General features: G+C 72.6%; 24 protein-coding genes and 2 pseudogenes. 9 read left to right on the top strand and 17 right to left on the bottom strand.

What is annotated here, in order from left to right; translation table 11 throughout:
• Positions 1–104: 104 nt before the first annotated feature.
• The 7 genes from FE251_RS02640 to FE251_RS02610 all read right to left on the bottom strand — a co-directional run bounded on the left by FE251_RS02640 (position 105) and on the right by FE251_RS02610 (position 10,481).
• The gene (locus tag FE251_RS02640) at positions 105–1,628 is read right to left on the bottom strand and encodes an ABC transporter permease (protein ID WP_139072164.1); all 1,524 of its coding nucleotides are present in this window, start codon (positions 1,626–1,628) and stop codon (positions 105–107) included.
• Between the two features lie 190 nt (positions 1,629–1,818).
• Complete coding sequence (locus FE251_RS02635; protein WP_139947733.1) at positions 1,819–3,660, bottom strand: ABC transporter family substrate-binding protein; 1,842 nt, start codon at positions 3,658–3,660, stop codon at positions 1,819–1,821.
• Positions 3,661–3,900: 240 nt separating this feature from the next.
• Positions 3,901–7,368, bottom strand: a complete 3,468-nt coding sequence (locus FE251_RS02630) for a bifunctional proline dehydrogenase/L-glutamate gamma-semialdehyde dehydrogenase (protein WP_139947732.1) — start codon at positions 7,366–7,368, stop codon at positions 3,901–3,903.
• Between the two features lie 102 nt (positions 7,369–7,470).
• The gene (locus FE251_RS02625) at positions 7,471–8,205 is read right to left on the bottom strand and encodes a DUF1345 domain-containing protein (protein WP_139947730.1); all 735 of its coding nucleotides are present in this window, start codon (positions 8,203–8,205) and stop codon (positions 7,471–7,473) included.
• A gap of 46 nt (positions 8,206–8,251) precedes the next feature.
• On the bottom strand, positions 8,252–8,860 hold the full coding sequence (locus tag FE251_RS02620) for a thymidine kinase (protein WP_139947728.1): 609 nt from the start codon (positions 8,858–8,860) through the stop codon (positions 8,252–8,254).
• A gap of 32 nt (positions 8,861–8,892) precedes the next feature.
• Positions 8,893–10,125: an RNA polymerase sigma factor gene (locus FE251_RS02615; RefSeq protein ID WP_139947727.1), complete on the bottom strand. Its 1,233-nt coding sequence runs from the start codon at positions 10,123–10,125 to the stop codon at positions 8,893–8,895.
• 2 nt (positions 10,126–10,127) lie between these two features.
• Positions 10,128–10,481 carry a YciI family protein gene (locus FE251_RS02610; protein ID WP_139947725.1) on the bottom strand — a complete coding sequence of 118 codons (354 nt, stop codon included), beginning with the start codon at positions 10,479–10,481 and terminating at the stop codon, positions 10,128–10,130.
• Between the two features lie 100 nt (positions 10,482–10,581).
• On the opposite strand from FE251_RS02610, the gene FE251_RS02605 reads away from it, so the two are divergent.
• Positions 10,582–12,393 (top strand): S9 family peptidase, encoded by a 1,812-nt coding sequence (locus FE251_RS02605; protein WP_223147557.1) that lies wholly within the window; start codon positions 10,582–10,584, stop codon positions 12,391–12,393.
• A gap of 198 nt (positions 12,394–12,591) precedes the next feature.
• Entirely contained in the window at positions 12,592–12,876 is a 285-nt protein-coding gene (yidD, locus tag FE251_RS02600; RefSeq protein WP_139072172.1) for a membrane protein insertion efficiency factor YidD, read from the top strand.
• Positions 12,877–12,882: 6 nt separating this feature from the next.
• Here yidD and FE251_RS02595 read toward each other — a convergent pair whose 3' ends face one another.
• Positions 12,883–13,413, bottom strand: coding sequence for a TetR/AcrR family transcriptional regulator (locus FE251_RS02595; RefSeq protein ID WP_139072173.1), 531 nt, complete (start codon positions 13,411–13,413; stop codon positions 12,883–12,885).
• Positions 13,414–13,487: 74 nt separating this feature from the next.
• On the opposite strand from FE251_RS02595, the gene FE251_RS02590 reads away from it, so the two are divergent.
• On the top strand, positions 13,488–14,195 hold the full coding sequence (locus tag FE251_RS02590; protein WP_139072174.1) for an MBL fold metallo-hydrolase: 708 nt from the start codon (positions 13,488–13,490) through the stop codon (positions 14,193–14,195).
• A gap of 7 nt (positions 14,196–14,202) precedes the next feature.
• Here FE251_RS02590 and FE251_RS02585 read toward each other — a convergent pair whose 3' ends face one another.
• The 7 genes and pseudogenes from FE251_RS02585 to FE251_RS16090 form a co-directional block, all read right to left on the bottom strand.
• Entirely contained in the window at positions 14,203–15,051 is an 849-nt protein-coding gene (locus tag FE251_RS02585; RefSeq protein WP_139947721.1) for a hypothetical protein, read from the bottom strand.
• A gap of 1 nt (position 15,052) precedes the next feature.
• A complete protein-coding gene (locus FE251_RS02580; protein WP_139947719.1) occupies positions 15,053–15,550 on the bottom strand; it encodes a hypothetical protein in 498 nt (165 codons plus the stop codon).
• A gap of 58 nt (positions 15,551–15,608) precedes the next feature.
• Positions 15,609–17,276 (bottom strand): ABC-F family ATP-binding cassette domain-containing protein, encoded by a 1,668-nt coding sequence (locus FE251_RS02575; protein WP_139947717.1) that lies wholly within the window; start codon positions 17,274–17,276, stop codon positions 15,609–15,611.
• A gap of 122 nt (positions 17,277–17,398) precedes the next feature.
• On the bottom strand, positions 17,399–17,836 hold the full coding sequence (locus FE251_RS02570; RefSeq protein ID WP_139947716.1) for a VOC family protein: 438 nt from the start codon (positions 17,834–17,836) through the stop codon (positions 17,399–17,401).
• 54 nt (positions 17,837–17,890) lie between these two features.
• Positions 17,891–18,283, bottom strand: coding sequence for a DUF1304 domain-containing protein (locus FE251_RS02565; RefSeq protein ID WP_139947715.1), 393 nt, complete (start codon positions 18,281–18,283; stop codon positions 17,891–17,893).
• Positions 18,284–18,405: 122 nt separating this feature from the next.
• Positions 18,406–19,040 (bottom strand): annotated as a pseudogene (locus FE251_RS16095) (DUF2867 domain-containing protein).
• 147 nt (positions 19,041–19,187) lie between these two features.
• Positions 19,188–19,748, bottom strand: a pseudogene (locus tag FE251_RS16090) (DUF2867 domain-containing protein); the annotation flags it as partial.
• Between the two features lie 146 nt (positions 19,749–19,894).
• Between FE251_RS16090 and FE251_RS02555 the strand changes: the two are divergent.
• Positions 19,895–20,410 carry a tetratricopeptide repeat protein gene (locus FE251_RS02555; RefSeq protein WP_139947714.1) on the top strand — a complete coding sequence of 172 codons (516 nt, stop codon included), beginning with the start codon at positions 19,895–19,897 and terminating at the stop codon, positions 20,408–20,410.
• A gap of 168 nt (positions 20,411–20,578) precedes the next feature.
• Complete coding sequence (locus tag FE251_RS02550) at positions 20,579–21,253, top strand: SDR family NAD(P)-dependent oxidoreductase (protein WP_139947713.1); 675 nt, start codon at positions 20,579–20,581, stop codon at positions 21,251–21,253.
• A gap of 166 nt (positions 21,254–21,419) precedes the next feature.
• On the opposite strand, the gene FE251_RS02545 is transcribed toward FE251_RS02550, so the two are convergent.
• Together FE251_RS02545 and FE251_RS02540 are read right to left on the bottom strand one after the other, a co-directional pair.
• Entirely contained in the window at positions 21,420–22,046 is a 627-nt protein-coding gene (locus tag FE251_RS02545; protein ID WP_168202629.1) for an Asp23/Gls24 family envelope stress response protein, read from the bottom strand.
• A 5-nt stretch (positions 22,047–22,051) separates the two neighbouring features.
• Positions 22,052–22,600 carry an RNA polymerase sigma factor gene (locus tag FE251_RS02540; protein WP_139947710.1) on the bottom strand — a complete coding sequence of 183 codons (549 nt, stop codon included), beginning with the start codon at positions 22,598–22,600 and terminating at the stop codon, positions 22,052–22,054.
• 159 nt (positions 22,601–22,759) lie between these two features.
• Here FE251_RS02540 and FE251_RS02535 point away from each other — a divergent pair, with 159 nt between their 5' ends.
• The 4 genes from FE251_RS02535 to FE251_RS02520 all read left to right on the top strand — a co-directional run bounded on the left by FE251_RS02535 (position 22,760) and on the right by FE251_RS02520 (position 25,028).
• Positions 22,760–22,948 carry a hypothetical protein gene (locus FE251_RS02535; RefSeq protein ID WP_179954772.1) on the top strand — a complete coding sequence of 63 codons (189 nt, stop codon included), beginning with the start codon at positions 22,760–22,762 and terminating at the stop codon, positions 22,946–22,948.
• 55 nt (positions 22,949–23,003) lie between these two features.
• A complete protein-coding gene (locus FE251_RS02530) occupies positions 23,004–23,546 on the top strand; it encodes a DUF6286 domain-containing protein (RefSeq protein WP_139947708.1) in 543 nt (180 codons plus the stop codon).
• Complete coding sequence (amaP, locus tag FE251_RS02525; protein ID WP_139947706.1) at positions 23,543–24,121, top strand: alkaline shock response membrane anchor protein AmaP; 579 nt, start codon at positions 23,543–23,545, stop codon at positions 24,119–24,121. Before FE251_RS02530 ends, amaP begins: the two co-directional genes overlap by 4 nt.
• Before the next feature lie 85 nt (positions 24,122–24,206).
• Positions 24,207–25,028, top strand: a complete 822-nt coding sequence (locus FE251_RS02520; protein WP_139947704.1) for a DUF2382 domain-containing protein — start codon at positions 24,207–24,209, stop codon at positions 25,026–25,028.
• The last annotated feature ends 44 nt before the right edge of the window (positions 25,029–25,072 follow it).

Genomic DNA, 25,072 nt, shown 5'->3' with positions numbered 1-25,072 from the left:
GCTGCGGAACGATGTGCTCCGGCTGCTTGTGCTTCTTGTACCTTCTCATCGGTGCCTCCGGGTCGCGGGGCGGGTAGGACGGGTGCCTGTGTCACGCACTGCGCTCACCGCCTGATCCGCGGGTCGAGGAAGGCGTAGGCGATGTCGGCCAGCATGTTCATCACGACGGCGGCGGTGCCGGTGACGAGGAAGAAGGCCATGACGGGCGCGGGGTCCACCTGGACCAGGCCGGTCCGGAACAGCTCACCCATGCCCTTCCAGCCGAACACCGTCTCGGTGAGGACCGCGCCGCCGATGAGGCCGGCGAAGTCGAACGCGACGATCGTCGTGATCGGGATGAGGGCGTTGCGGAAGGCGTGCTTGGTGATGACGACGCGCTCTGACAGGCCCTTGGAGCGGGCGGTGCGCACGTAGTCCTGCTCGAGCACCTCGAGCATCGAGGACCGCGTGTAGCGGCTGTAGCTCGCGACGGAGATGAGGGTGAGGAGGACGGTCGGCAGCAGGAGCTGGGTGCCCTTGTCGAGGAACTCCTGCCAGAAGGTGCCGTCGAAGTTCGGGGTCTCGGCGCCGATCGTGGAGATCGGGCGGCCGTTGCGCACCGTGCCGAGGTAGCTCGCCCAGCTCGACAGCGCCTTGTCGGCGACGATGACGAGGCTCATCATCGTCGCGGTGCCGACGGAGACCCAGATGGCCATGGTCCGCGAGTAGCCGCCCCACAGGGCGCCGCTGACGATCGCGATGACGATGGCGAGGGCGAACAGCCCGAGCAGCACGCCCCACGTCGGCTCGTTGAGCTGGTTCGCGAAGACGAAGTAGGACACGACCCCTGCGCCGACCGTCGTGAGCGCGGCGTACAGGACGTTCTTGTTCCCCAGGCCCGAGCTCAGCATGACGATGAGCAGTGCGGCGCCGAGGGAGGCGACCGCGACGACGCCGATGCCCAGGGCCGGCTGGCGGAACCAGTTGACCGCGTCGAAGTAGAACATCGCGGCGAAGACGAACCCGAAGGTGACGGCGCCGGTGAGCAGCCGCCGTCGGGCGTCACCGCCCAGCGAGCCGGCGACGATGAGCGCGAGGACGACGGCGATGAGCGCGATCTGCCAGAGCGCCATGTCGGGATCGGCGATCCAGTCGTTGAAGCGGATCGCGCCGTACTCCTTGAGGAGCACCGCGGCCCAGAAGACGGGGAGGGAGTACATCATGAACGCGAAGAACGTCACGATGTAGTCGAAGCCGGAGTACTGGCGGATCGCGGTGAGGATGCCGACGCCGATGCCGATGACGATGGCGAGCAGCGTGGAGAGGATGACGAGCCTCAGCGTGGCGCTGGCAGCGTTGCCCAGCAGGTCGATGACCGGGATGCCGGCACGGTTGACGCCGAGCTGACAGGAGCCCACGAAGCACTTGCCCACACCGGCGAGCCAGGTGCCGTACCGCTCGTACCAGGGGTCGTCCAGGCCCATGTTGGCGATGCGCTGGGCGATGAGGCTGTCACGGTTGGGGTCGTTCGACTCACGAAGGTCCGCCAGGGGGTCGCCCGAGTTGATGGTGAGGACGAACATGAGGACGGACCCACCGAGCAGGACCAGGGCGGATATTCCCAGCCTGCGCAGGATGAACTTGATCACGAGCTAGCCCTTCGGGTCTTCCGGGGGTGAAACCCGGTCAGCCTAGTCCCGTCCTCGTGGGACGTTGACCAGGGCCGGGTTTCGTCATGGCACCGTACACGCGCGCCGGTGGGGCAGGAGGGGATTCCCCCCTGCCCCACCGGTTTTGCACGTGTTTCAGGTGATCGAAGTGATAATCACCTCAGCTGGATCACTCAGCCAGCAGCCACTGCTCGGCGTTCCACGCGACGCCGTTCTGGGTGGCGGTGTGGCGCACGTTCTCCATGCCCGCCGTGTAGGCGATGACGCCCGGGTGAGCGAAGACCGGGATGCCGTAGAGGGTGTCCCACAGCTCCTTCTCGATGATCTTGGTCTGCTCGAGGTGGACGCTCTCGTCGAGCGACGCGGCGAGGGTCGTCCACGCCTGGTCGACGGTCTCGTTGGTGTAGCCGCCGTAGTTCTGCGGGGCGTTGGAGGAGTAGATGTTCTGGCCCGAGGCGATCTGGCCGGAGCCGGCCCAGGCGAACAGCGCGACCTCGTAGTCACCGTTGGGCAGCGCGGCGGAGAAGAAGTCCGCGGAGCCGACGTCGGTGATGTTGAAGCCGGCCTGGTCACAGCTCGACTTGATGAGCTCGACCTGGGAGGTACGGCGCGGGTTCGGGGCGGAGTAGCCGATGCGGACGTCGATCGGCGTCTCGATGCCGGACTCCTCGATGAGGCGGGTGGCCTCCTCGAGGTTCACCTCGTCGTAGCGGCCGTCGTAGGACTCGGCAACGACCTCGTCGTAGTTGTCCTGGAAGGGGAAGACCTCGCGGGCGTTCATGACGACGGCCTCGGGGTCGACCGGCTTGATCAGCGTGTCGACGATCTGCTGACGCGGCACGCAGTACGCGAAGGCCTCGCGCAGCGCCTGGCCGCCCTCGGCGTCGGAGAAGACGCCGTTGTTGAAGTTGAAGTCGAGGTGCTCCCAGGTGAGCTCGGCGCCCGTCTGGATCTCGACGGCGTCGCCGAGGCCCTCGAGCTGCGGCAGGGTGTCGACGGTGGCCTGCGGCTCGATGATGTTGAGGTCACCGTTCTGCAGCGCCTGGTTGTGGCCCGAGGCGTCCAGGAACCGGAAGGTGATCTTGTCGGTCGCCGCCGGGGTGCCCCAGTAGTTGGGGTTGGCCTCGAGGGTGATGGACTGGCCGGGGGTCCAGCCGCCCTCCATGAACTGGTAGCGGCCACCGGACGGGGCGACCTCCGGCGAGGGGACCTCACCGGGGCTGGAGAGCCAGCCCTCGTTCCAGAAGGTCGCGGCCTCGGTCAGGGTCTCGACGTCCTGGTCGATGATCGCCTGGACGAGCTCCTCCTCGGTGATGCCGATCTGCTCCGCGACGACGTGCGCGGGCAGCAGGTAGGAGCCGGTGACGAGACGCCAGTCCGGGTACTGCTCGGCGTACTCGACCGTGAAGGTCTTGGCGTCGAAGCTGTCGGCCTGCGGACCGGTCGGGACGTTGACCTGGGTGTAGTCGACGCCCGAGACGTGGTTGAACACAGGGGCGGCCGGGTCCGGGGAGAGCCACGCGGGGTTCTGCGAGACCCACTCGAAGAGGAAGTCCGCGTAGTCGATCGCGTTGCCATCGGACCACACGGCGTCGTCGGCGACGGTGTACTCGATGGTGAGGGGCTCCTCGGAGGTGACCTCGACCGAGCCGAACTCCTCGTTCTCGTGGATCGTCCCGTCGGTACCGAAGTAGAAGAAGCCCTCCGGACGGACGCGGTCCATGATCACGTTGTTGTACGTGCTGTAGGTGTCCGCGGTGAGGGAGTTGTACCCGGTGAACTCGTCCTGGCCGGTCGAGTAGAAGATGTCCCCCTCGACAGTCTGGATGTCGCCGAGGTCCGCCTTGGCCGTGCCCTCGGCGCCGGTGTCGCCGCCGGTGGAGTCCTCGGTAGCGGTGTCGTCGCCCGTGTTGCCCGTGTCGCTGTCGTCACTGGGGCTGGTGCACGCCGCGAGGACGAGCGAGCCTGCCGCCAGGACAGCGGCCGCTTGGGCCGTACGCCTGATCTTCAATGTTCCTCCTGGATGGTGGGACGTGCCCGTGTGCGGCGACCGGGGATACCGGTCGGTGGCCACGGGGCACGCCGAGGTGTCGTCACGGTACACACGAGGAGGCGCCATATATGACAGTTGCAACATTCTGGCAACAGTTTCGTTATGGACTTGAGACAGGCTGTGGGCAAGATCTCGCCATGTGGGATGGATGTGAGGTGCGCCACACCTGTAGCCGACTGTGAACCGTGAGCGAACCCCTCAGGCGCGGGAAGGAAGGTGCCCGAAGCGGTGGAGCGTGCGGGAGACGGCCTGCTCCCGCAGCACACCGAGCAGCTCGCGGCGCCCGGTCGCGAGCACCGGTCCGCCGATCACGCAGACCTGTGGCCACAGCTCGGTGACGAGTGCGTCGGCGGCCGGCCCCTCTCCCACCACCCGGACGCGCGCGGTGTCGTGGACGTGCCGGAGGAAGTCGGCGTCGCTCTCGGCGCGGGTGACGTGGCGGGACAGGCGGCGCAGGCCGGGATGGGCGTCCGGGCCGCGGAGTGCGGTGAGCGACGCGCTGGTCACCGGGTCGAGGCTCACGTCGACCGGCACGCCCGCGGCCTGCGCCGCGACCACCACCCGCAGGAGGTCCACGTGCCGGGCACCGGGGACCGTGCGCACGGTGAGCGGAGCGGGCCGGTAGCGCAGGACGTCGGACTCGGCCCGCGGGCCGGTGAGGTCGCGCGGCGCGCCGAGCTCGGCAGCGAGCGCGGCGGCGTCCGAGCCCGCGGCCCTCGCGAGCCAGGCCCGCTCGCGCGGCCCGAGCAGACCGGCGTAGTCGGCGAGCGCCGAGAGCACCGCCGGCCCCGGCTGGGCGGTGTGCGCGGGCAGTCCGTCGGCCGCCCACGTGCCGAGCTGGGCGACGTAGTTCGGCCCGCCCGCCTTGGCGCCGGGGCCGACGACCGAGCCCTTCCAACCACCGAAGGGCTGGCGCTGGACGATCGCGCCGGTGATGTGCCGGTTGACGTAGGCGTTGCCGACGTCGACCCGGTCGAGCCAGCGGTCGATCTCCCGCTCGTCGAGGGAGTGCAGGCCGCCGGTGAGGCCGTAGGCGGTGGCGTTCTGCAGCGCGAGCGCCTCGTCGAGGGTGTCGGCCCGCATGATCCCGAGCACGGGCCCGAAGCACTCGGTGAGGTGGAAGAAGGACCCGGGCGCGACGCCGTCCTTGAGCCCGGGTGACCACAGCCGGCCGGAGTCGTCGAGCGGGCGGGGCTCCACGAGCCAACGCTCGCCGGGGTCGAGCTCGGTGAGCGCGCGCCGCAGCTTGCCCTCGGGCGGCGTGATGACCGGTCCCATCGTCACCCCGAGGTCCTCGGGCCACCCCACCCGGACCGAGCGGACGGCGTCGACGAGCTGGCGCAGCAGCCGCCGGGAGCGCCCCGCCGAGCCGACGAGGACGACGAGCGAGGCGGCGGAGCACTTCTGGCCGGCGTGGCCGAACGCGCTGACCACGAGGTCGGCGACCGCGAGGTCGTAGTCCGCCGCCGGCGTGATGACGAGGGTGTTCTTGCCCGACGTCTCGGCGAGCACGCGCGGCCCGCCCGGCCTGCCGGCGCGCCAGGAGGAGAACAGGGCGGCGGTCTCCGCGGCGCCGGTGAGGACGACGGCGTCGACGCCGTCGTGGGCGACGAGTGCCCTGCCCGTCTCCCCCTCGTCCGTCCGCACGACCTGGAGGACGTCGCCGGGCACGCCCGCGGCGCGCAGCGCCCGCACGACGGCCTCGGTGCACCCGGGCACCGCGGGCGCCGGCTTGACGACGACGGCGCCGCCCGCGGCGAGCGCGGCGAGCACCCCGCCCGCGGGGATCGCCACCGGGAAGTTCCACGGCGGCGTCACGAGCGTGAGCACGTGGGGCGTGAACCGGGCGCCGTCGGTGTGGAGCGAGGCGCCCGGCGCGAGCTCGATGGCGCGGTCGGCGTAGTAGCGGGCGAAGTCGACGGCCTCGGAGACCTCCGGGTCGGACTGCTCGACCGTCTTGCCGCCCTCGACGGCCATGAGCGTGACGAGCTCACCGCGCCGGGCCTCGAGCTCGTCGGCGGCGCGGCGCAGGACGGCAGCGCGCTCGGCGGCCGGCAGGCCCGCCCACCCGGGCTGCGCCGCCCGTCCCCGGGCGACGACGGCGTCGACCTCCGCGCGCGTGCCGAGCACGGGTGAGGCGGGCTCGCCGACGGGGGCGGTGACCCGCTCGGCGGCCCAGGCACGGACCTCGGGCAGGGAGGGGTCGGAGTCGGTCGTGCTGGTGAAGCGGTCCCCGGCGGGCGGGCGGTCGGCCGTGCGGCGGCGGGTCGTGGGGACGGCGGTGAGGTCACGGGCCGAGGCGCGGAAGCGCGCCTCCTGGTCCCCCAGCGAGGCACCGCTCGCGTCCTCCTCGGCGGCGAAGAGCGCGCGGAGGAAGTTCTGCGGCTGCGCGTTCTCCTCCAGGCGGCGCACGAGGTAGGAGACGGCGACGTCGAAGTCCTCGCGCGCGACGACCGGCGTGTAGAGCAGCACGCTGCCCACCGTGGCCCGGACGGCGCGGGCCTGCGCCGGGGCCATGCCCTGGAGCATCTCGACGTCGAGCATGGCGCCCACCCCGCGCCGCTCGGCGAGCAGGTGCGCGATGGCGACGTCGTAGAGGTTGTGCGAGGCGACGCCGAGCCGCACGGCCCCGGTGTTCTCGGGGCGCAGCACCCGCTCGACGAGTCGGAGGTAGTTGGCGTCGACGTCGGCCTTGGTCGGGTAGGGCGCCTGCGCCCAGCCGTGGAGCTCTGCGTCGACCTTCTCCATCGAGAGGTTCGCGCCCTTGACGAGCCGGACCTTGATGCCGGCGTGACCGGCGGCGGCCCGCTCTGCGGCGAAGGCGAGGAGCCGGTCGAGCGCGGCGACGGAGTCGGGCAGGTACGCCTGCAGGACGATCCCTGCCTCGAGGTCGGCGAGCCCCGGCTCGGACAGGAGGGTGGTGAAGACCTCGAGGGTGAGGTCGAGGTCCCGGTACTCCTCCATGTCGAGGTTGACGAAGGCGTGCGGGGTGCGGGCGGCGGCGGTGCGGTAGATCGGGCGCAGCCGGGCGAGGACGCGCTCGACGGTGCCGCGGGTGTCCCACGTGGAGATCTGCGAGACGAGGGAGGAGACCTTGATCGAGACGTAGTCGACGTCCTCGCGCTCGAGCAGGGCCCGGGTGCGCTCGGCGCGGGAACGGGCCTCGTCCTCCCCGAGCACCGCCTCACCGAGGAGGTTGATGTTGAGCCGGAAGCCCTCCTCCCGGGCGCGTGCGAGGTGGGCGGCCAGCGCGGGGTCGTGGGCGTCGACGACGAGGTGGCCGATGATCCGGCGCAGCCGGCGGCGCGCGAGCGGGATGACGACGGACGGGGCGAGCGGGGCGACGAGCGCCCCGACACCGAGGAGCAGCCGGTCCAGCGGGCCGAGGAACCGGGCGGACCCGGACGGCAGTCGCCCGAGCTCCCGGGCGGCGGCCCGGCGGTCCTCGGGGCGGGCGACCCGGTCGACGAAGCGCACGGCGAGGTCGAGCCCAGCGGGGTCGCTGACGAGCGCGGCGAGCTGGGCGGACCGCGCCCGCTCACGGCGCCGCTGCCCGGCCTCCGTCGCGGCGAGCCACTCCCCGGCGAGGGCGACGGCGTCCTCGACGAGCGCGGCTACGTGCGGCAGGCTGCCGTGCCTCCCGTCGGTGTGGGCAACGGTGGCCATGACGCCTCCTCGGGGGTGTCCCGGTGGTGGGGCTGGTGCGACCAGGTTGCCACGGCCCCCCGACACCGGCGTGACGGAACGGCCCGATCGACGTCGGGCGGCTCAGCCCAGGCCGACGAGGAAGGAGACGAGCGCGGCGAGGACGACGGTGTTGAAGGTCCAGCCGACGAGCATGTGGCCCGAGAGGGTCCGCCGCATGCGCGCGGTCGTCGCCTGGACGTCAGCCGGCCCGAACGCGGCCTGGACGCCGAGCGCGAGGTAGAGGTAGTCGGAGAAGTGGCGTTCGGCCTCCTCCCCCGGGAAGCTCAGCCCTCCGGCGACGGTGTCGAGCCGGGCCACGTGGACGGCGTAGGCGACGAGGCTGCCCGCCCAGGCGAGGATGATCATGACGATGCTCGTGACCACGAGCATCCCCGAGCCGCGCATCGCGTCGGAGACGATGAGCCACACGGCGACGACGAGCGAGCCGAGCGCGAGCCCGACCGGCCACGAGGGACCGTCACCGCCCACACCGTTGTCCCGCCACCCCAGCAGCCACCGCTGCCAGCGCGGCCGCGCGAGCTGGCGCCGGCGGGCCTCACCCAGCGCGTGCACGAGCGCCGGCCCGCTCAGGCCGCCGAAGGCGAGCAGCGTGAGCGCCGGGTAGACGAGGAGCAGCAGGGAGTACAGGACGAGCACGAGCGCGAGGGCCCGGTCGCCCTCGGGCACGTCGAGCACCGGGAGGAGGGTGAGGAGCAGGGCGGCGACGACGAGGACCGGCGCCACGAGCCAGCCGCGCGTGAGGTCGTCGGCGAGCCAACGTGTGCGGCGGGGCAGGTCGAGCGTCCTGTGGGCCACGGCGTCCTCTCCTCCGGGGCGCCGACGGCACCCGCCGCGCCCGAATCTAGGGCGTCGGGCGGGCCCGGCCCAAAGCCGCGCCGGCTCCTGCGCTGCGCAGGTGCAGGCGGCAGCGGGCCTCGTAGCTCTCCGTGCCCCCTACGTGCTCGGTGGCCGGGACGGTGGCGTCGGCCACCTGGCCGAGGAGCGTGCGGACGTGGAAGGGCGCGTCGCGGCCGCACACCGCGCACACGGCGGTGAGCTTGACGACGTCGTCGGCGACGGCCATGAGCGAGGGCAGCGGCTCGAAGGGACGTCCGTCGAACGTCACGCAGAGCCCGGCGACGACGACGGTCGTGCCGGTGAGCACGATCTCCTCGACGACCGGCACGAGGTCCGGTCCGAAGAACTGCGCCTCGTCGACGGCGAGGAGGTCCGTCTCGCGGCCGAGGTCGGCGAGGGAGTGGACGTCGGTCACCGAGTGCGAGGGGATGCTCAGGCCGGCGTGGGAGGCCACCTGCCCGGCACCGTGCCGCTCGTCCCACGCGTGGTTGACGACCTCGACGGCGAGGCCCGCGAGCCGCGCGCGGCGCACCCGGCGCAGCAGCTCCTCCGACTTCCCGGCGAACATCGGCCCGCACACCACCTGCAGCCGCCCCGGGCCGTCACCGCGCATGGTGCCCACCCTAGTGAGCGCCGTCACCCGCGTCAGGACCCGGCGAGGCTCGCGCGGCGCTGCGCGATGTGCTCCCGCTCCACGCCGTCGGGGCAGGCTGCGAGGGCGTCGTCGTACGCGGCCGCCGCGAGCGCGAGCCGCCCGTCGCGGCGGAGCAGCTCCGCGCGCACGAGGGCGACCCGGTGGTGGCCGGGCAGCTGGTCGGCGGCGGCTCTCAGCACGGCGAGCCCGGCCATCGCACCGGCCACCTCCCCGACGGCGACCGCCCGGTTGAGCCGGACCACCGGTGAGCCGGTGAGCGCCTCCAGCCGAGCGTACGTGCGGGCGATCGCTGCCCAGTCGGTGTCCGCGTGGCCCGCCGCGGTGTCGTGGAAGGCGGCCACGAGCGCCTGGAGCCGTAGCTCCTCCGCCAGCCCGGCAGTCGGCGTGAGCGCGGTGAGTCGCCGCAGGCCGGCGGCGATCTCCTCCCGCCGCCAGCGGCTGCGGTCCTGGTCGGCGAGGCGCACCGGGCGGCCGTCGGACGCGACGCGCGCGTCCCGGCGGGCGTGCTGGAGCGTGAGCAGGGCCGCGAGCGCCTCGAGCACGGGCTGCCCGGGAAGCAGCTCGGCGGCCAGCTCGGCAAGGCGCACCGCCTCCCCTGCCTCGATGACGCGGAGGACGTCCTCTCCCCCGGCCGGGGCGTACGCGGCGGTGAAGGCGAGGTAGACCGCACGAGCGACGTCGTCGAGCCGGTCGGGCCACTCGGCCGGGTCCGGCACGGCGAATGGGATGCCCGCCGTCGTGAGCCGGCGCTTGGCCCGGGTGAGCCGGGCCGCCATCGTCGCCTGGGGGACGAGGAAGAGGCGCGCGATGTCGGCGGTCGGCACACCGAGGACGAACCGGAGCGCGAGCGCCGGGCGGACCTCCTCGGCGAGCGCGGGGTGGGTCGCCATGAAGAGGAGTGCCAGGCGGTCGTCGGTGTCCACGCCGGGCGGGTCCGTCCCTTCCGCCGGTGACGCGACGTCGTCGTCCACGAGGAGGTGGGCCTTCGCGCGTGCGGTGCCCTCGCGGCGCAGGGCGTCGACCACCCGGCGGTGGGCGACGGTGCGCACCCAGCCGACGGGGTTGTCCGGGACGCCCTCGGCGGGCCAGCGGGAGGCCGCCTCGGCGAAGGCGTCGGCGAGCGCGTCCTCGACGAGGTCCGGGCGCCCGAACCGGTGGACGAGGTGCCCGAGGAGGCGGCCCCAGTGGGTCCGCCAGACCTCGTCGAGGACGGCGCGCGGCACGGTCAGTACGGGTCGACGACCGGCGAGAGCTGGATGTCGTACGGGGGCAGCTCGGTGAGCAGCTCGACGAGCACGTCGAGATCGGGCACCTCGACGAGGTAGAAGCCGCCGAGTCCCTCGACGGCCTCGGCGTAGGGCCCCTCGGTGAGCGTGACCTTCCCGGAACGGGTCCTCATCACGGTGCTGGCCGGCCCCGCGGCCAGCGCCTCACCGGCGAGGATCTCGACGCCGTCCCGCGCCTTGCAGGCGTCGTCGAACGCCGCGAACCGCTGCATCGCCGCGGCCTGCTCCTCCGGGGTCAGCGTGCTCCACGGGGGCAGGTCGCCGTCGCCGATCAACAAGACCAGGTACTTCATCGTCGTTCCTCTCGTCGGGACGGCGGAGGTGCCGTCACCATGATGTCGCGCGAGGGGCCGCCGAATCGACAGACCGCGCACCGGGGTTATGTTCGATGGCGTGAGCACCTCCACCGACACCACCGTCCGTTCCCTCCTCGACCTGCGGACGTGGGTGGCCTTCGACGTCGACGACGCCGGGCGGGTCCTCGCCGGGCACGACGAGCTCGGCACGCTCCAGCTCGTCGAGATCGAGCCGGACGGGGCGCGCACGCCCCTCACCGCGCTGGCGGGGCGCTGCTCGGGCCGGTACGTGCCGGGCCGCCGGCAGGTGGTCGTCCAGCACGACACCGACGGTGACGAGCTCATGCAGCTGTCCCTCCTCGACCTCACCGTGCCGCCCGCCGAGCCGGTGACGCTCGCGGGCCTCGTCCCGCTCGTGCGCGACGAGCGGTTCATACACGTCCTGCAGGACGTCACGGCCGACTCGGTCGTCTTCCACACCAACCGGCGCAACGGCGTCGACATGGACGTCGTCGTCCGCGACCTCGCCACCGGCTCCGAGCGCGTGGTGCACGACGGCGGGGGCTACGTCGCCGCGGCCGCCGTCTCCCACGACCACGGCTCGGTCGCCGTGACGGGGCTCAGCCTGCGGCCCGCCTCCACGCTCGTGCGGGTCTCCGGCCCGCGCGCCGTCGGGGACGGGACGGTCACCGACCCGGACGAGCACGCCCGTCACTCCCAGGTGGCGTGGGCGCCCGGGGACGAGGCGCTGCTCGTCGAGTCCAACCACGAGCGCGAGTTCACCGGGATCGCCCGGGTCTCCCTCGACGGGCGCGAGTGGACCTGGCTCGTCACCGACGAGGCGCACGACCTGCGGCTGTGGGCCTCGCCCTCGGGCCGCGCGATGGTCGTCGGCACCGTGCGTGACGGCGCGGTGGCCCTGGCCGTTCACGAGGGCGACGGCGCCCTGCGCTGCACCGTCGAGGTGCCCGGTGAAGGGGTGCCCGACGTCGTGTGGGCGGCCGACGAGCAGCGGCTCGTCCTCACCCTGTCCACGCCCACGGACCCGTCTAGCCTGCACCTCGTCGACGCGACGACGGGTGCGTCGACACCGCTCGCGGCCGTCGAGGTGCCAGCCGACGTGCGCGCCTCGCTCGCCGCCCCGACCGTCCACCGCGTGCCCACGCCCGACGGCGAGGAGGTGCCGCTGTTCCGGTACTCCCCCGCTGGTGACGACCCCGCGCTCGCGGGGGCGTCGGTGCTGCTCGTCCACGGCGGGCCGGAGTCGGCGTCGATGCGGAGCTTCAGCCCGGTGGTCCAGGTGCTGTGCGCGACCGGCCTCACGGTGCTCGTGCCGAACGTCCGCGGCTCGACCACCTACGGCAAGCGCTGGTACTCCCTGGACGACGTCCGCCTGCGGCTCGACTCGGTGGCCGACCTCGCCGCCATCCACGACTGGCTGCCGAGCCAGGGCCTGGACCCGGCACGCAGCGCGCTGTGGGGCGGCTCCTACGGCGGGTACATGGTGCTCGCGGGCGTGTCGATGCAGCCGGAGCGGTGGGCAGCTGGCGTCGACATCGTCGGCATGAGCTCGCTCGTCACCTTCCTGGAGAACACCTCGCCCTACCGGGTGGCTTACCGCGAGCGGGAGTACGGCAGCCTCGCCGAGGACCGCGACTTCCTCCTCGAAGCCTCCCCGATCACCTACCTCGACGACATCGTCGCGCCGCTGTTCGTCATCCACGGCGCCAACGACCCGCGCGTGCCGCTGAGCGAGGCCGAGCAGATCCGCGATGCGCTCGCCGGGCGCGGCATCGACTGCGCGCTGCGGGTCTACCACGACGAGGGCCACGGCCTGGCGAAGCGGGAGAACCGGCAGGACGCCTACCCGGCGGCGATCGGGTTCCTCCGGAGGCACCTGGCGCGCTGAGCACGCCGGCCCACTCGCTCAGTCGGCCCGCTCGCTTAGGTGTGGACTTCTGGACCTCAGAGGGTCCAACAGTCCACACACAACCGGAAGACGGCGTACCAGCGCACGTCCGGACTGCAGCCCCGGCCCGCCCGCGGCCCGGCCGCGTCCTCGGCCACTCGCCGCGCCGGAGTGGGCACCCGTCGCTAGCGTGAGGCGATGGGCCCAGCCACCCGCGCCGTCGACGGCCTCATCCGCCTCTACCAGCGCCGCCTCTCCCCCCGGAAGGGGTGGACGTGCGCGCACCTCGTCGCCCACGGCGGGCAGTCGTGCTCGGCCGCGGTGCGCGACGTCGTCGTGCGCCGGGGCGTGGCCCGCAGCGTCGTGCCGACCGTGGCCCGCTTCGTCGCCTGCTACCAGGCCGCGACGATGCTCGCCGCCACCGACGTCCAGGGCGTGTGCTGCTGCGGCCCGATCCCCATCCCGTTCCGCTTCCGGCGCTGAGCCGCCTCAGCGCCGCCCGGCGAGCAGCCCGGCGCGCAGCCGGTCGAGCCCGTAGGCGAACGCCTCGTCGACGTCCCCGCCGAGCCGGAAGGCGCCGGCGAGCTCCATGTGGAGGAAGCCGGTGGCCCACGCGGTGAAGAGCCGGGCGGCCACGAGGGCGTCCTCCTCCCCCACGAGGTCCGCCGCCGCGCGCAGCACCGGCTCGGCCGAGCGCCGCAGCGCCTCCTGCTCGGCGTAGGGCGTGAAGACGAGCCGGAACGCCTCGGGACGCTCGTGGGCGAAGGCGCGGTAGGTGCGGGCGATCGCCGTGAGGTCCTCGGCGCCGTCGAGACGCCGTCCCAGCTCCTCGACGGTCGCGGCGACGACGGCGGCGAGCAGCGCCTCCCGGTCGGCGAACCGCTTGTAGAGCGACGGGGCCCGCACGCCCACGCGGCCCGCCACGGCCTGCATGGTGAGGCCGCCCGGCCCGGCGTCCTCGAGGATCTCCCGCGCGGCTGCGACGACCTCCTCGTTCGTGGTCCGGTTGGGCGAGGGCATCGGAATACTCCTTGGCTATTGACGTTAGCCATGATGGCTAACTACCGTAGCCATCATATGGGAAGGACCCTGCCGTGAAGCTCGCTCCGCACCTCCACCGACTCGGCAACGACGTCGTCGCCTCCTACCTCCTCGACCTCCCGGAGGGGATCACGCTCCTCGACGCCGGGCTCCCGGGCCACTGGGACGACCTCCTGCGCGAGCTCGAGGCCATCGGCCGCCCGATCTCGGACGTGCGCGGGCTCGTCCTCACCCACGGGGACAGCGACCACATCGGCTTCGCCGAGCGCCTCCGCGCCGAGGTCGGCGTGCCCGTGTACGTCCACACCGCCGACGCCCACCGCGCGCGCACCGGTGAGAAGCCGAAGACCCCGATGGGGCCGGCACGACTCGGGCCCATGCTCGGCTTCCTCGCCTACGGTCTGCGCAAGCGCGCGCTGCGCACCCGTCACGTCGCCGAGGTCGTCGAGGTCAGCGACGGTGACGTCCTCGACCTGCCCGGCAGCCCCGTCGTCGTCGGCATGCCCGGCCACTCCCCGGGGAGCGTCGCCGTCCACGTCCCGGCGGTGGACGCCGTCTTCGTCGGTGACGCGCTCACCACCCGCCACGTCCTCACCGGACGCGTCGGGCCGCAGCCCGCGCCGTTCACCGACGACCCGGACGAGGCGCTGGCCTCGCTCGACCGGCTGGCCGGGCTCGCGGCGTCGTGGGTGCTGCCCGGTCACGGGGCACCGTGGAACGGCTCGCCGGCCGGGCTCGCAGCGGCGGTGCGTGCCGCCTGACCGCGATTCAGGCCGGGGCGGGGCTCGGGAGCCGCAGCCGCGCGGACACCCGCTCGGTGACCCGCTCCAGCGGGAGGAAGGCGAACCAGCAGACCACCGTGGGCAGGAAGTGGATGCCCATCGCGATGAAGGTGGCGAGGTGGAAGGCGAGGAAGCAGCCGATGGCGAGGTAGAGCCAGCGCCCGCGCATGAAGAGGACCACCGGGGAGCAGATCTCCAGGACGAGCGAGCCCCACTGCGCCGCGCGCAGCAGCATCGGGTACTCCAGCGCCCACTGGACCAGGTGGGAGCCGCGGCGCACGATCGCCCAGGTCAGCACCGACCCGTTGGCCCAGGTGACGAGGCTGCCCGCGCGGGACCACTTGGCGAACACCGACCCGAAGTAGGTGAGCACGGTCGCGAGCTGGACGCAGCGCAGCGCCCAGCCGGCCGCCTGGGACAGGGTCTGGTCGCGGTAGTGGGCCACGCCGACCGTGGGCAGGGCGAGCGTGGTGACCATGAGCGCCATGTGGTCGTGCTGGACGTAGGAGAAGCCCTGGGAGTTCAGCGCCCAGACCCAGAAGGTCAGCGCCACGCCCCAGCCGGCGACCCGCTGCGCGCGCCCGGCGATCGCGAGCACGCACAGGAGGAGGATCGCTGCGAGCAGCGCGTAGGACACGGCGGTGCTCAGCGGCGGGAGGTGCACGAGCCGGGCCAGCAGGGTGGGCTGGTAGAGCTCGGGCACGTAGGAGTGCGGGATGACGTCGTCGAAGGTGAACAGGACGTCCCAGATGACGAAGGCGTAGACGAGCGCGCGGAACGCGGCCACGCGGGCGAGCGGGACGGGGCGGGTGAGCCAGCCGGCGACGGCGCGCACCTCAGTCCTCCCCCGCGGTCGAGTCCCAGCGCAGCAGCTCGACCTGCTCCGGCTCCCCGACGACGTACCCGCCGGCCAGCTGCTGGATCGAGCGCATGAGGTAGAGCGTCTCGATCGGCTCGCGCCCGGGCTGCAGCGCCGCGTAGGCGTCGACGAGGGACTGCATGAGCTCGGGACGGTCGATGATCCGCTGGAGCTGGCCCTCGACCTCCGCCCGCGCCACCCCGATGGTCTGCTCGTTCATCGCGATCCGCCGCCCCTGCTCACCGGCGGTGTCGGCGAGCAGGTAGGTCGAGCGGACCGTGCCGTCCAGGTCCCGCGCCGTCGCGAACTGCGAGAGCGTGCCGAGCGGGAAGAGGTCGTTGGTGTCGGCGACCTGCCCGTAGGCGAGCACCCCGAGGGCCGCGACCGTCCCGACCATGCGCGCCGCCAGCCCTGCCGCGGACAGCCGGCGGACGGCGGGCCGCTCCGGTGGACGCTGCTCTCCGGGCGGCTCCATCCGGGCAGCGTAACCGCGCTGACCTGCGGCGTCAGCGGAACGGGCAGGTGCGCCCGCCCTACAGCTCGGTGACCTGGCCCGCCTCGACGTGCCACCGCCGGTCGGTGCGTACGGTGGCGAGCATCCGCCGGTCGTGGGTCACCAGCAGCAGCGTTCCGTCGTAGGACTCGAGCGCCTGCTCGAGCTGCTCGATGGCCGCGAGATCGAGGTGGTTCGTCGGCTCGTCGAGCACGAGCAGGTTGACACCACGAGCCTGCAGCAGCGCCAGCCCGGCCCGCGTGCGCTCCCCGGCGGACAGCTCGTCGACGGGGCGGTTGACGTGGTCGGCCTTGAGCCCGAACTTCGCCAGGAGCGTGCGCACCTCCCCGGACGCCATGTCCGGGACGAGCGCCTCGAAGGCCGGCGCGAGGAGCTGGGACCCGGCGAGCACCGCGCGCGCCTGGTCGATCTCACCGATGTGAACGCCGGCCCCCAGGCTCGCCGTCCCCTCGTCCGGCAGCTGGTGGCCCAGCAGCCCGCGGAGCAGCGTCGACTTGCCGGCGCCGTTCGGTCCGGTGATGCCGATCCGCTCCCCCGCGTTCACCTGCAACGACACCGGGCCGAGCGTGAAGGACCCCTGCCGGAACACCGCCTGGCTGAGCGTCGAGACGACCGACCCGGAGCGCGGCGCCGACCCGATGGTGAACTGGAGCTGCCACTCCTTGCGAGGCTCCTCGACCTCCTCGAGCCGAGCGATGCGGCTCTCCATCTGCCGGACCTTCTGCGCCTGCTTCTCGCTCGACTCGCTCGCGGCCTTGCGCCTGATCTTGTCGTTGTCCGGCGCCTTCCTCATCGCGTTGCGCACGCCCTGGCTCGACCACTCCCGCTGGGTCCTGGCCCGCGAGACGAGGTCGGCCTTCTTGTCGGCGAACTCGTCGTACTTCTCCCGCTGGTGGCGGCGGACGGTCTCCCGCTCCTCCAGGTACGCGTCGTAGCCGCCACCGAACACGCGGTTCGTGCCCTGGGCCAGGTCGAGCTCCAGCACTCGCGTCACGCAGCGCGCGAGGAACTCACGGTCGTGACTGATGACCACCACCCCGCCGCGGAGCCCGTGGACGACGGCCTCGAGCCGTTCGAGACCGTCGAGGTCGAGGTCGTTCGTCGGCTCGTCCAGCAGCACGATGTCGAACCGGGACAGGAGCAGCGCCGCCAGCCCGACCCGGGCGGCCTGCCCGCCGGACAGCGAGGTCATCAGTGCCTGCTCGGGCCGGGCCCCGCCGAGGTCCAGGCCCAGGTCGGCGAGCACGTCCGGGATGCGCTCGTCGAGGTCGGCGGCACCGCAGGCCAGCCAGCGGTCCAGCGCCGAGGAGTACGCATCGGCCGGGTCGACCCCACTGCCCTCGAGGAGCGACGGGTCACCGAGCGCCGCCGCCGCGGCCTCCAGGTCCCTGGTCGCCTCGGCGCACCCCGTGCGGCGGGCGATGTACTCGGCCACGGTCTCCCCGACGACGCGCTCGTGCTCCTGGGGCAGCCAGCCGACGAAGGCGTCCGGCGGCGACAGCGTGATGGCCCCCGCCTGCGGCTGGTCCTTGCCTGCGAGCAGCCTGAGCAACGTGGACTTCCCCGCGCCGTTGGCGCCGACCACCCCGAGGACGTCTCCCGGGGCGATGGTGAGGTCGAGTGAGTCGAACAGGGTGCGATGGCCGTACCCGCCGGCCAGGCCGTGGGTCACGAGGGTCGCGGTCATCAGCCAATCCTCGCACCGGGGAGGGGCTCGACAGACCGCACGACTCCCCGCGATGCCCGCCCGGACCGTGACCTCGGCCTCGCGGTGCCCGGCAGCTCACGACGGCGCCGTCCGGCGGGTCCTCAGGGCCGTCCGAGCTCCTCGGCGAGCATGACGATGATGCCGCTCGGGCCCCGCAGGTAGGTGAGCCGGTAGGCGTCCTCGTACCTCGCCACGCCACGCAGCGGGTGGCAGCCGTGCCGCGCCGCGATCTCGAGGGCGGCGTCGAGGTCGTCGACGGCGAGGGCCACCCGGTGCATGCCGATCTCGTTGGGGCGGGTCGGCTCCGTCTCGATGGCCTCGGGGTGGAGGTACTCGAAGAGCTCGAGGCGCCCGTGACCGTCGGGCGTCTGCAGCATGGCGATGCGCACGTGGTTGCCGTCGAGGCCCACGGCCGTGTCCGCCCACTGCCCGCTCACCGTGTCCCGGCCCAGCACGGTGAGGCCGAGGTCGGTGAAGAACGCGACCGCGGCGTCGAGGTCGCGGACCGCGATCCCGATGTTGTCCAGTCTCGTGGCCATGGCGGGACGCTAGTGAGGGCGCGCCAGGACGGGCAACGGGATATCCCGTCGTCCTCAGGCGGTGAGGAGCCCGACGGCGAGGGCGATGACGCCGAGGAGCGGCACGACGCCCTGCTTGAGCGCGGCGCTGGCCTTGTCCGGGCTCGACAGGAGGAGCACGAGCGCGGCGGCGACCATCGACCCGGCGCCGGTGAACACGAGTGTCGCCCCGACGTCCTCGTACCCGGCGGCGTAGAGCCCTGTCCCGAGGAACACCGCGAGGGCGAGGAAGAGGTTGTAGAAGCCCTGGTTGAACGCGAGCTCGCGGGTCGCCTCCGCCTTCAGCGCCGAGCCGGTGCCGAAGATCCGGCGCGCCCGCTCGCCCGTCCACGCGAAGGACTCGAGGTAGAAGATGAAGACGTGCACCAGCGCGGCGAGGCACGCGAGGACGAGTCCGACGACGACCATGGGGCCTCCTCACTCACGAACGCGTGGAGACGATCCGTGGCACCACGAGACGTGCGTCCAGGATGCGCCGCGGGATGTGCCCCCGCAAGGGAGGGAGAGGCCTGCACCTGTCGAACGGCGCCTCAGGTCCGAGCACTACCGGCGTGCCCGACGTACCGGTGCCGCTCGCGCCAGGCGCGCTCCCACTTCCGGGTGAGAGCCGGGTAGACGATCAGGTACCGGAACGGCTTGATCGCCTTCATGTACATCCGCCCGAACCGGCCGTTGGGCTTGACCAGCGCGGCCATGCGCAGCTCGTAGCCACCGCGCTCGGACGGGACCCAACCCAGGTGCGTGAGGTCATGGACCGTCTTGTTCGCCAGCTCGATCACGCACTCGTCGGCGAGCTCGTACACGAGGGTGAACGGGGTGTGGGGCACCGCCTCCCCGGCGGCATCCTGCCGCAGGTCCGCCGGCAGTCGATCCAGCAGCGAGTCGACGCGTCCGGAGAGACCGGCACCAGGCGAGTCCCAGCCCAGCAACCCCCGAGCGTCCAGCGCACCGCGAACAGGAGGCGCACCAGCGGCGGGTTCTCGTTCAGGCCGCCCGCCGCACGCAGCGCGGCCAGCATGACGGGGAAGTCGTCGGGGCCGGCCCCCGGCGTGCGGTAGACCCACACGTCCTCCACCTCGAAGTCAGGCGCGATCTCGTGGATCCGCCACGACCGATCGGTGTGCTCCGTCTCGGGCAACCGGTTCGACCACCACCGGGCCCGCAAGTTCCGCGCCAGCGACCGGCCCACACCGCGTGCCGCGCGCCGCCCCTCGGGAGCGGGGACGAGATCGGTCGGGGACTCCGCCTGCCGAGGCGCGGCACCCTCGGCCCAACGGCGCTCGATGCCCCGCAGGAGCGCGGGGTACACGACGCGGTAGCGCAGCGGCTTGATGGCCGCCATGTAGAGGCGACCGAGCCGGCCGTTGGGGCGGACCAGGACGGCCATCTGGCCCCGGTGCGCGCCCTCGCCGTCGGGGACCCAGCCGAGGTGCATGACGGCGTGGACGGTCGCGTTGGCGATCTCGGCGGCCCACTCCTCGCGGGTCTCGTACAGGGTGACGAAGGCGACCCCGGGCAGGTCGCGGCCGAGGGCGACCCGAGCGACGTCGTCGGGAAGGCGTTCGCGCAGCGAGATGACGCGATCACCGAGCCCGTCGTCCGGCCCGTCCCAGCCGAAGGTGCGACCGATGGCCCAGCGCGCCTTCCACAACCCGCGGACGAGGAGCGGCGCGCTCTCGGGGAAGTCGTCCGTGGCGAACGTCGCGACCAGGCGCGGGAGGTCGTCGGCACCCCCGCGCACGTCGATCGACCACACATCCTCGAGCCGGAAGTCCGGCGCGATCCGGTGGATGAGCCAGGGCTGCTCTGTGTGCGCCTGCGGCGGCAGCAGCCGCCCCGGGCCCGGCCGCTCGCGGTACGTGAGGATCCCCATCGTCACTGCCCCCCATGTGCTGTGCGGAGGCACCCCACCTCCCCGTGTACCAGATGGTACGCCTGCGGCTGTGGAGTGACCAGGGGTCCTTCCGGCACGGTGTCGCCCGGACGAGCCGCCTCCTGCCCCCTGACACAATCGCCGCCATGACGACGCCGCTGGAGCAGTGGGAAGCCTCGGTCGCCGAGCTGTGGAAGCGTCTCGACTGCCTCGGACCCGAGGACGGCGTGACCGCGATGCGCGACCTGGCGGCGACGTGCCCGGCCACCGACGGCAGGGCGGCGTTCGAGCTCGCGGGGATGTACGACTCCCAGGGGTTCGAGGCCGAGGCCGCCGCGCAGTACGAGCGCGCTCTGGACCTCGGCCTCGACACCGCCAGGCATGCGCAGCTCGCGGTCCAGTACGGCTCGACCCTGCGCAACCTCGGCCGCCTCGACGAGGCGATCGCCGTCCTGCGAGCCGCCCCGACGCACGAGTCCACCGGGTCCGCCCCACGCCTCGTGCTGGCCCTGGCGCTCCACAGCGCCGGACGCACCGACGAGGCGCTCCAGGTCTCGGTCGAGGCGCAGATCGAGGCCCTGCCCCGCTACCAGCGCTCGATGCGCGCGTACGCCGCGGCCCTCACCGCGCCGACGACCTCGGACGACGCCGCCGGCCGCTGAGGTAGGGCGTCAGCGTGCCAGCACGGTCGCTCAGACGTCGAAGCGGAGCTCCCCGACGTCGCCGTCCTGCATGACGCCCTCCTTGCGGCCTTCGCCACGGCCCACGACAGGTCCGTCACGCGGCCCGCGGCTATGGTCGGGCCCACACTCTCCGGGAAGGGACGGGCCATGCCCACCATCGCAATCATCGGTGCCGGACCAGGCCTCGGGGCCGCAGTCGCGCGGAAGTTCGGCGCCGAGGGCTTCTCTGTCGCCCTCATCGCCCGCAACCAGGCGACGCTGGACGACCTGGCAGCCGAGCTGCAGGCCGGCGGCGTGGTCGCGCGCGGTTACCCGGCAGACGTGCTGGATCCCGAGTCCCTCGTGACCGCCCTTGAACGGGCCACGACCGAGCTCGGCCGGATCAGCGTGCTGCAGTACAGCCCGCTCCCCTCCCGGGCCTACCTCCAGCCGGTGCTCGAGCTGACGCCCGAGCTGGCAACGGAGGCCCTGCAGTTCTCCGCCCTGGGCCTCATCCACGCCGTGCGCACGGTCCTGCCGGCGATGCGAGAGGCGGGTGAGGGCAGCATCGTCCTCGTCAACGGCGGAACGTCGGTCAAGGCTCGCAGCGGCTTCGCCGGGACCTCGGTCGCGTTCCCCGCCGAGAGCGCGTACGGCGAGATGCTCCACGAGGCCCTGCAGGACGAGGGCGTCCGGGTCGTCCAGCTCGTGATCCCGGGAGCCATCCCGAAGCTCAACCTCGAGAACGGGATCGACGACGTGGCCGAGCGCATCTGGGAGCTGCACAGCTCCGCGGGCCCGTTCCGGACCATGCTCATCCCGCTGGAGGAGGGCCGCGAATAGGACGCGGTCTCCGGCTCCCGGCGCGAGGCCCGCCGTCGGGACTCACATGTTGAAGCGGAACGAAATCGGCCCATTCTGGCTGGTGACGGACGTCGCCGGTAGACGTCTAAAACCCGCTCTGACCCGCCTGAACGCGTCGATCACTCGGTACCGTCGCGGGCCGGAGTCAGGAGGACCGTGGCGAGGGGCGAGCTTCGGCGGGTTGTACGTCGGCGACAGTGACGTTGACTTCTGCGGCGGTGAGGGCGAGCTGGTTGGTGATCGTGCGCGCGACGTGGGCACGGAGCGTCTCGACGACGGTAGGGATGTCGGTGCCCATCTCGACGGCGATCTGGATATCGATGATCACGTGGGTCCCGGCGACGCCGACGTCGGTCGCCGGCTCGCCGGCGGGGCTGGCGACCCGGCTGCTGGTGGCGTCCAGTGTGGTGCGCCCGCCCCCCAGGGCCAGGGTCACGGAGGGGACCTCTTGCGCCGCCAGGCGGGCGACGGCGGCGATGATCCGCGCCGCGATCCGTGTCTCGCCCCGCCCGGTGGGGATGACGGCATACCAGCTGTGCCGGGCGAGCTGTCGGACCTGAGCCATCACCGCGGTCAGCAGGTCGGAGGGTGCCCGGACATCGGTGTCCACGAGCTCATGGACCGGGGCCCACAAGGCGCTCAACTCGGCGAGGGCGGCTCGGCAGTGAGGGCAGGCCCGCTGGTGGTCGGGGTCGACGGGCTCGGTGCGTTCGGCGACCTGGTTCAGCAGTGCGTCGTAGGAGGCGCCGCACGCGAGGCGAGACTCGGCCATATCGGTCACCTCCATCCCTGCAGGCGGGCGGTCAGCGTGCGCCGGGCTCGATGCACGCGGACCTTGGCAGCATTCTCGCTGATACCCAGGATCCGCCCTGCCTCGGCGTGCGTACAACCATTGAAGGTGTGCAGTACCAGGGCGGTGCGCTGGTCGAAGGGCAGAGCGGCCATCGCCCTCATAGTGGCATCTTGGCGGTGGGCGGCCACCACCTCGCTCTCGGGTCCGGGTCCGGACATCGGCTCATCGTCGGGCAGAGCGGTGATGGGTCGGGCGGCCCGGCGCTGGTTGTGGCAGCGGTTGATGACGATGCGGATCAGCCAGGTACCGAAGCTCGACTCGCTGCGATGACGTGGCAGACCTTTCCAGGCGTTCAGGAGGGCGTCCTGGACGGCGTCCTGGGCGTTCTGCGGGTGGCCGGTGATTCGCAGCGCGACCAGGTACGCGCGGTCCTGGTGGCGACGGACGAGAGTTTCGAACGCGCTCTCGTTCCCGTCGCGGGCCTGGGCGACCAGGGCCGCCTCCCAGCCGTCGGCGCTGGGGGGGGCCGGCATCGGGGGTCACCCGAGGTTCCTCAGTCCATGGCATCGGGGTGTAACCCTTCGCGGATCTTGGTGTCTAAGGAGATGAGGGTCACCGTAGTCACGGCGCCGCGCCGGCGCCTGGCGTGGTGCTCCGGACCAAGAACTGATCCGCGAGGGAGACGAGAGACCGTGAGCGACCCCACCACCGCATCGGCCCTGTCCAGCAGCCCTGCCGCGACGCCGGGTGCGAGCAGCAGTCAGCTCGCCAAGGCAGCGCCAAGCGCCCTGCAGAGCCCGCAGGGCAACACCACCATCGCCGACGGCGTCGTGCAGAAGATCGCCGGATCACCGACGTGCGGGTCGACCACGTCGACATAGACGTCGTCAGCCTCAAGGTGCCCACCGCGAGCCGGAAGAGAGTGAAGTGACCGCGATGGCTTTGCTGAACCGGATCCTGTCCGTGCTGCTGGCCCTGGCGCTGCTGCTTGGTGGGCTGCTCGCCGCCGTGGAGATCGTCCTGGCCCTCCTCGGCCGGCCCTCCTGGGTCCTCCCGCACGAGCAGTGGAGCACCTGGCTCGGGGAACAGACCTGGGACACCGACCCGGTCCGCGCAGGGCTGGTCGCGCTGGCGCTCCTCGGGCTGCTGCTGCTGTGGCCCGCGCTCCGGCGAGGCAAACCCTCCGCCCTGAGCCTGCCCCCCCGATCCCAAGGCACCCCGGCCGGGGTGAGCGTGAGCGCCTCCCGCCGAGGCATCGAGACATCCCTGGCCACGGCCGCGCGGCGCACCAGCGGCGTCAGCGCGGCCCGCGCGCAGGTGAGCCGGCGCCGCGCGACCGTCCGGGCCCGCACCGCCACCCGCTCCCCGGGCACCCTCCACGCAGAGGTGAGCAGCGCCGTCACCGAGACACTCACCGACCTCGGGCTCGCCGAGGTGCTGCGCCCACGGGTGACCATCTCCACCAAGGCGGCCCGGTGAGCACCCGCGTCGACGGCGCCAACCGCGCCGTGCTCACCCTCCTCGGCCTGGCCCTCCTCGCGGCCGGCGTGCTGGGCCTCGTGCTCAGCCTCGGCGGCTTCGGAACGGACCTCGCAGCCTCACCCGTCCTGCCCGACCAGCTCAGCCGCCTCGCCGCGGACACCTCGTGGTTCTGGCCCGTGGTGGCCGCCGCCTGCCTGGTGATCGCCCTGCTGGGGCTGCGCTGGCTCCTGGCGCAGCTGCGCACCGACCGGGTCACCCGCCTGGACCTGACCCAAGACCCCCGCGACGGGCTCACCACCCTGCACGCCGGTGCGCTCATCGACGCCGTCGAGGACGAGGCCGGCGCGCTGCGCGGCGTCACCGGGGCATCGGCGCACCTGCGCGGGGAGGACCACCCCCGCCTGGACCTGACCGTGGACCTCTCCGACCGCGCCGACGTCGCCGAGATCCGTGCCCAGCTCGAAGAGCTGGTCATACCCCACCTGCGCCAGGCAGCCGACGCCCCCGACCTCGCCGTCGACATCGTGCTGCGCCCCGGCAAGGGCCGCAGCACCAGGCGGGACCTCACTTGAGGGCACCGCCGACCCCGCGGCCCGCCCGACTGGCCGCCGGAGTCATCACCCACAATCCCGCAGCACCCACCAGAAGGAGTCAGTCATGATCAGCACGGACCAGATCCAGAACCTGCTTTCCACCGGCGGCACCGTCGTCACCGAGGCCGGCGAGAAGATCGGCAACGTCGGCCAGGTCTACCTCGACGACCAGACCGGTGACCCCGAGTGGGTCACCGTCAGGACCGGCATGTTCGGCAGCGCCGAGTCCTTCGTCCCGCTGGCCCAGGGCACCGTGTCCGGCAGCGAGATCCAGGTGCCCTACGGCAAGGACCAGGTCAAGGACGCCCCCCGGGTGGAGGAGTCCGGCGATGGTCACCTGTCCCAGGGCCAGGAGGCCGAGCTGTACCGCTACTACGGCCTGGACTATTCCGAGGCCGCCTCCGACTCCGGCCTGCCCGGGGTCGGCGCCCCCGCACCCCGGGACGACCGTACCGGTGAGCCGGGCGTGGTGGGACGCGACACCTCCGGCAGGACCACCGACAACGCGATGACCCGCTCGGAGGAGCAGCTGCACGTCGGCACCGAGGAGGTCCAGGCCGGCAAGGCCCGGCTGCGCAAGTACATCGTCACCGAGAACGTCACCACGACCGTCCCGGTCTCCCACGAAGAGGTCCGCATCGAGCGTGAGCCGATCACCGAGGCCAACCGCGACGCGGCCATGGCCGGTGGGGACCTCACCTCCGAGGAGCACGAGGTCATCCTGCACGCCGAGGAGCCCGTGGTCACCAAGGAGACCGTCCCGGTCGAGCGGGTGCGCCTGGACACCGAGACCGTCACCGAGGACCGGGAGGTCACCGAGGAGGTCCGCAAGGAGCAGATCGAGACCGACACCGGCGAGGCCCCCGAGCGCGGCACGAAGCACTAACCCGGGCCACCGGTCCGTGGCCCGGCCCCGCCCGGGGATCGCCG

It is taken from the genome of Georgenia wutianyii (genome assembly GCF_006349365.1).
GTDB lineage: Bacteria > Actinomycetota > Actinomycetes > Actinomycetales > Actinomycetaceae > Oceanitalea > Oceanitalea wutianyii.
This window is presented reverse-complemented; position numbering and strand designations above follow the sequence as displayed.